This is a genomic window from Dyadobacter sp. (assembly GCF_051859145.1).
Lineage (GTDB): Bacteria > Bacteroidota > Bacteroidia > Cytophagales > Spirosomataceae > Dyadobacter.
In genome coordinates, this window is record NZ_JBHYGF010000105.1 from 4,183 (window position 1) to 10,715 (window position 6,533).

A 6,533-nucleotide genomic window follows, 5' to 3' on the forward strand; every position below is an offset into this window, starting at 1 on the left:
CAGCGTCGCTACATGGTAGCGCTTTCGAAACACATTCTTGTTCAGGATGGTGACTTCGTAAGAGCTGGTGACCCGCTTTCTGATGGAGCAATTACGCCTGCGGATATCCTTTCTATCAAAGGACCAACCGCGGTTCAGGAATACCTGGTAAATGAAATTCAGGAAGTATATCGTCTGCAAGGTGTGAAGATCAACGATAAACATATCGAATGTATCGTACGCCAGATGATGCAGAAAGTGGAGATCCTAGATGCAGGGGATACCAACTTCCTTGAAATGCAACCAGTTGACCGCGTTCTGTTCCGCGAAGAAAACGATAAGATCCTGGATCTGAAAGTAGTTGAAGACGCTGGTAGCTCCGAGACACTGAAACCCGGTATGATCGTTTCTGTTCGCCGCCTGCGTGACGAGAATTCAAGCTTGAAACGCCGTGACCTTAAACTGGTGACTGCGCGTGACGCACAGGCTGCGGTTGCAAAACCAACCTTAATGGGTATTACGCAAGCATCTTTGGGTACTGAAAGCTTTGTTTCTGCGGCTTCATTCCAGGAAACAACCAAGGTACTGAGCGAAGCTGCGGTTCGTGGAAAACGTGATGAGCTGAAAGGCTTGAAGGAAAACGTGATCGTAGGTCACCTGATTCCGGCCGGTACAGGTATGCGTCAATACGAAAACCTGATCGTTGGATCCAAAGAAGAGTTCGACGCATTGACCGATTCTCGTGACAGACAGTCGCGTAAGAAAAAAGAATTGGCATAGTGTAGTGAAATAAATAAAAGGCCGGCCGCAGCAATGTGAGCCGGCCTTTTTGCTTTTGGTAGCTGCAATTTTTTAGTAATTTCCGTCATCATTCTAGCTCCGGCTGTATCAAAACCAACCAATGAAAGAAGAAAAGGAAAGCGAACAACAAATCAATGTAGAATTGTCTGAGGAAATGGCTGAGGGTGTTTACTCCAATCTGGCCATGATAGCACATTCCAACAGCGAATTTATCCTGGACTTCATCCGGCTGATGCCAGGTGTGCCAAGAGCCAAGGTAAAAGCGAGGATCATCGTTACACCCGAGCACGCCAAGCGTTTAGTAGCCGCATTAAAAGATAATATACAGAAATACGAGGATCAATATGGCCCTATCCCAAGCTCGCAGGACAATGATCCGACCTTTAACTTCCCGATCAGCTTCGGAGGTCCGGGCGGCGAAGCCTAAGTATCTCCGCCAGATAAAATGTTAACAGCCAGTATCTTTTTGAGATTTTTTGTAATTTCGGAAAGTTCGCTTCTCAGTGAGCTTTGTAAGACTCAACCTATTCACCATGGCTTTATTCAAACTTTCAATTAACAACCGCGCGGTCGAGGCGGATGTGGAGCAGGACACTCCGCTCCTCTGGGTGTTGCGGGACAACCTCGGATTAGTTGGTACAAAATATGGCTGCGGGATCGCGCAATGTGGCGCGTGTACCGTACACCTGGACGGCAAGGCTGTAAGATCCTGCGTTCTTCCCGTATCGGCAGTTGGGAAGTCCAAAGTAACAACTATCGAGGGACTTTCTGAAAAAGGCGATCATCCTGTTCAAAAAGCCTGGGACGAAGTGGATGTGGCGCAATGCGGCTATTGCCAGGCTGGACAGATTATGACGGCAGCAGCTCTTTTGAAGGCAAAGCCGAAACCAACCGACGAAGAAATCGTAGCAACCATGAGCGGAAATCTGTGCCGTTGCGGTACCTACCACCGCATTAAGGAAGCAGTGAAAGTAGCAGCCTCTAAATCCAATTAATCATGAAGACACTAGATCAGACTTCCCGCCGAGATTTTATGAAACTCGCGGCAGCAGCAGGTGGCGGATTGTTCCTGGGATTCAGCTGGTCCAACTCCAATGCGCTTCCCGTAGTTGTTGATGCAAAATCCATTGCAGCCGGCTCGATCAATTTCAATGCATATCTCTCAATTGGGACTGACAATATCATTACCATTGTTTCGCCAAATCCGGAGATAGGACAGGGTATCAAAACTGCATTTCCCATGGTTGTAGCCGAAGAGCTCGATGCCGATTGGAAACAGGTGAAAACGGTACAGGGGAATTTAGATACAAATATTTTTGAAAGACAGCTCACCGGAGGAAGTGGCGCGGTACCTCACTCGTGGGAGCGGTTGCGTAAAGCCGGTGCTACTGCCAGGTATATGCTTGTGGAAGCAGCAGCTTCAAACTGGAAAGTGCCTGCTGCGGAATGTACAACCGAGAATGGAAAAGTTTTGCATAAAGCTTCCGGCAAATCATTGACTTACGGTCAGCTTGCGGAAGCCGCATCCAAGCTTGAAGCACCTAAAGAGGTCAAATTAAAAGACGAAAAGAACTTTAAACTGATCGGCCAGTCCGTCAGGAATGTTGATAACAACAATATTGCAACAGGTAAGCCACTTTTCGGCCTTGATTTTTATCGGGAAGGAATGTTGTTTGCCTTGATTCAGCGGCCCAAGGCTTTCGGGTTAAAACTAAAATCGGTCAATGCGGATGCGGCGAAGAAGATGCCGGGAATTGTCGACGTAGTTACTTTTGAAAACAGCGTTGCGGTTGTTGGCAAGTCAACCTGGCAGGTTAAAAAAGCACGGGAAGCTTTAAAGATCGAGTATGAAAAAGCAGCGGATCTGGAAAGCTCGGCAGACCACAACCGGATCTTCTCACAATTAATGGACAACGGAGAAGCGACTGTCCGCAGAAAGAATGGGGATGTAGAAGCTGCATTCAAAGGCGCTGCGAAGGTAATTAAGGCCGAGTATCAATGCCCCTTCCTGCCGCACAGCCCACTTGAACCTATGAATTTCTTTGCGCACGTGCGTGAAGACGGTGTGGAGCTGGTCGGCCCAACCCAAACTCCTGATCGAGCACGTGCAGAAGTAGCAAAACTTACAGGTATCGCGCCTGAAAAGATATCAGTTGAAATCACGCGCCAGGGTGGCGGTTTTGGAAGAAGGCTGGCAGCTGATTTCGTGGTTGAAGCTGCTCATGTTTCCAAGCTGGTAAAAGCGCCGGTGAAAGTGATCTGGACGCGGGAAGATGATATGACAGGAGGCATTTATCGCCCGGCAGTTCGATACCGTTTTGAAGCTGCATTGGACAAGAATGGCGAAATGATCGGATATAAGCTGCGCGGAGTTGGTATGAACTCCGGTAATCCTACCCGGGAAGATAATTTTCCTTCCGGTTCCGTGGATAACTTATTGATCGATTCGGTTGAACACAAATCGCCGATCACAACAGGCCCGTGGAGAGCTCCGATTACCAACTTCCTGGCTTATGCAGAGCAATCGTTTATAGACGAAGTAGCCGAAGCTGCGGGCAAAGATCCTGTTGCATTCAGACTGGCGCTTCTTGAAAAAGCCAAAAAATCGCCTGCCGGTGAAGTGAAATATGATGTCGACAGAATGATTGGCGTGATCAAGCTGGCAGCAGAAAAAAGTAACTGGGGCAAAAAGAAAGGAGTTCACCAGGGTTTCAGCGTCTATTTCTCGCACCGGTCTTATGTGGCACAGGTAGGCGAAGTAGTAGTGGAAAAAGGTAAGCCAGTACTGAAAAACGTGATTGCTGCAGTGGATTGCGGCATTGTGATCAATAAAAGCGGCTCGTTGCAGCAAGTGCGCGGTGGTGTTGTCGATGGTCTCGGTCACGCGATGTACGGGAATATGACCTTCAAGGACGGAACACCGGATCAGAGCAATTTCAATGGATTCAGACTGATCCGCATGAATGAGATTCCAGAAGTGGAAGTTCATTTTGTGGAGAATGGGATATCTCCGACTGGTCTCGGCGAACCTGCATTACCACCAACCGGAGGCGCGGCAGCCAATGCATTTTATAAAGCAACCAAGCAGCGCCTGAGAAACCAGCCGTTTATCAACGAAGAAGCTTTTAAGGGAATATCGTAAGATTGTTAATGATAATTTGAAAAGACAGTAAGAAGAAATGTAACATTGCATTTCTATCTTACTGTCTTTTTTTACAACTCAATTTTTCTGCTGCTACGCACAAACCCAGTACCGTCCAAACTCAATGAAAAACCTAATCATATGCTCGGTCGCATTCATTTGCATGTGCGTGAGCGCGTTCAAAGTAGCGGATTATCCGGGTACCGAAATATCGAATGGAATTGTCCAAGCTAAATTGTACCTGCCCGATAGCAAAACGGGATACTACCGTGGAAAACGTTTTGACTGGGCTGGCGTGATCCCCAGTCTGGAATATAAAGGGCACTCCTACTTCGGCAAATGGAACCAGGCACCTTATGACCCTGAGTTGCACGACGCGATTATGGGCCCGGTCGAAGAGTTTGTTGCCCTGGATTTCGATGAGGTCAAGCCGGGAGATACTTTCGTGAAACTAGGGGTGGGCACATTGGTAAAGCCCGACGACAAAAAGTATGCTTTTGCAACAAATTATAAGCTTGAAAACGGAGGTAAATGGACAGTGAATAAGGGCAAAGATCAGGTTGCATTTACCCACGAGCTGAAAGATAAATCCGGGTATGGCTATGTTTATACGAAAACAGTGCGACTCGTGCCCGGCAAGCCAGAACTGGTGCTGGAGCACACCCTCAAAAACACCGGTACAAAGGCAATCGCTACCAGCACTTATAATCATAACTTTTTCATGATCGACAATGAACGTTCCAATGAAAATATCAGGATCGTTTTTCCGTTTGAAGTATCCGGTGAAGGCAGTGGATTTGGCAGTATCATCAATGCGAAAGGGAAACAACTTACATATGCAAGAGAAGTGAAGCCAGGTGACCAGGTTTTTAGCAGCGGCCTGACAGGTTTCGGAAAATCGGCAAAAGATTATGATATCCGCATTGAAAATACCAAAAGCCGCGCAGGTGTAAGAATAACCTGTGATAAACCCCTCGAAAAGCTTGTTTATTGGGCTTGTCCTACCACTTCCTGTCCGGAGCCCTACATCCGCATTGCCGCAGAGCCGGGCAAAGAAGTTAGCTGGAAAGTCAATTATGAATTTTATACACTTTAAAATGTTTGAGGATTGTTACGATCCTCATTTTTTGTAAACAACCAATGGGTTCTCATAAGCATCTTGACAAAGCCTCGGCTGCGGGGTTACTGGTCGCATTAGGAATTATTTTCGGGGATATAGGCACATCGCCATTGTACGTAATGCAGGCGATTATCGGTACAAGCGCGATCTCTGATGAAGTGGTGTATGGAGCAGTATCCTGTATTTTCTGGACACTCACTTTACAAACGACGGTCAAGTACGTAATCCTGATCCTCCGCGCTGATAATAAAGGAGAAGGTGGGATTCTGGCGTTGTTTGCATTGGTAAGGAAAAATGCCTCCTGGCTGGCTGTCCCGGCAATTATCGGTGCCAGTACCTTGCTTGCCGACGGGATTATAACGCCACCCATTTCAGTTTCTTCTGCGGTAGAGGGTTTGCGGATACTTTATCCGGATATCCAGACAATTCCCATTGTGATCGGGATACTTACCCTGCTCTTTATCATTCAGATATTCGGTACTACCATTGTGGGCCGCGCATTTGGGCCGGTGATGCTGATCTGGTTCCTGATGCTGGCGGTGCTGGGCCTCTCGCAGGTAATCGACCACATGGAGATTCTCAAATCGCTTAATCCTTATTACGGTTACCAGCTGCTCGCCAATCATCCCGGTGGTTTCTGGATGTTGGGAGCAGTATTTCTTTGTACAACGGGCGCCGAGGCGCTGTATAGTGACCTGGGGCACTGCGGAAGGGGTAATATCCGGATCAGTTGGATTTTTGTTAAAACCTGTTTAATCCTCAACTACTTCGGCCAGGGGGCCTGGCTGATTGTGCATTCCGGTGATTACTTGAACGGGCGCAAACCATTTTTCGCGATGATGCCTGAATGGTGGCTGCTGCCGGGCATTGCAATTGCCACAATGGCGACGATTATTGCGAGCCAGGCATTAATCAGCGGATCGTTTACATTGATTTCCGAAGCAATCCGGCTTAACTTCTGGCCTAAGGTGCGGTTGATTTATCCGAGCGATCAAAAAGGTCAGTTGTACGTACCGAGTGTAAACTGGCTTTTATGGGCAGGCTGTGTAGGGATTGTGCTTTATTTCAAAGAGTCGTCGCACATGGAAGCGGCGTATGGTCTGGCTATTACGCTGACGATGATTATGACGACCATTCTGATGTCGGTTTACCTCTATGTGCATAAGGTACAAAAATGGCTACTCGCCGTATTCCTGATCGTGTACCTAGCTATTGAAGGCTCCTTCCTGGCTGCCAACCTTTTAAAATTCATGCACGGAGGCTGGGTATCGCTATTACTTGCCAGCGTGATCGCATTTGTAATTACAGTCTGGTTAAAAGCATATTACATCAAACTGAGGTTGACTGAATTTGAAAGTCTTGAAAAATACATCGGGCCTTTGCGCGAGCTCAGTAATGATATCAGTATTCCAAAGTACTCGACGCACCTTATTTTCATGTCCAATGCATCGCACGAATCGGAGATTGAGACCAAGATCATTTACTCGATTT

General features: G+C 47.4%; 5 protein-coding genes and 1 pseudogene. All 6 read left to right on the forward strand.

Features of this window, described 5'->3' with window-relative positions:
* Positions 1 to 759, forward strand: a pseudogene (locus tag ACTIE6_RS07695) (DNA-directed RNA polymerase subunit beta'); the annotation flags it as partial.
* A gap of 121 nt (positions 760 to 880) precedes the next feature.
* Entirely contained in the window at positions 881 to 1,207 is a 327-nt protein-coding gene (locus ACTIE6_RS07700) for a DUF3467 domain-containing protein (RefSeq protein ID WP_056291156.1), read from the forward strand.
* A 106-nt stretch (positions 1,208 to 1,313) separates the two neighbouring features.
* Positions 1,314 to 1,775 carry a (2Fe-2S)-binding protein gene (locus ACTIE6_RS07705; RefSeq protein WP_439556082.1) on the forward strand — a complete coding sequence of 154 codons (462 nt, stop codon included), beginning with the start codon at positions 1,314 to 1,316 and terminating at the stop codon, positions 1,773 to 1,775.
* Between the two features lie 2 nt (positions 1,776 to 1,777).
* The gene (locus tag ACTIE6_RS07710; protein WP_439556083.1) at positions 1,778 to 3,922 is read left to right on the forward strand and encodes a molybdopterin cofactor-binding domain-containing protein; all 2,145 of its coding nucleotides are present in this window, start codon (positions 1,778 to 1,780) and stop codon (positions 3,920 to 3,922) included.
* A gap of 124 nt (positions 3,923 to 4,046) precedes the next feature.
* Complete coding sequence (locus ACTIE6_RS07715) at positions 4,047 to 5,018, forward strand: hypothetical protein (protein ID WP_439556084.1); 972 nt, start codon at positions 4,047 to 4,049, stop codon at positions 5,016 to 5,018.
* Positions 5,019 to 5,062: 44 nt separating this feature from the next.
* A partial coding sequence (locus ACTIE6_RS07720; protein WP_439556085.1) for a KUP/HAK/KT family potassium transporter occupies positions 5,063 to 6,533 on the forward strand: 1,471 nt, incomplete at its 3' end.

Bases quoted from the DNA above. Each gene is read 5' to 3' on its own strand.
- ACTIE6_RS07705 (WP_439556082.1), top strand. From the start codon at position 1,314: ATGGCTTTATTCAAACTTTCAATTAACAACCGCGCGGTCGAGGCGGAT.
- ACTIE6_RS07710 (WP_439556083.1), top strand. From the start codon at position 1,778: ATGAAGACACTAGATCAGACTTCCCGCCGAGATTTTATGAAACTCGCG.
- ACTIE6_RS07700 (WP_056291156.1), top strand. From the start codon at position 881: ATGAAAGAAGAAAAGGAAAGCGAACAACAAATCAATGTAGAATTGTCT.
- ACTIE6_RS07715 (WP_439556084.1), top strand. From the start codon at position 4,047: ATGAAAAACCTAATCATATGCTCGGTCGCATTCATTTGCATGTGCGTG.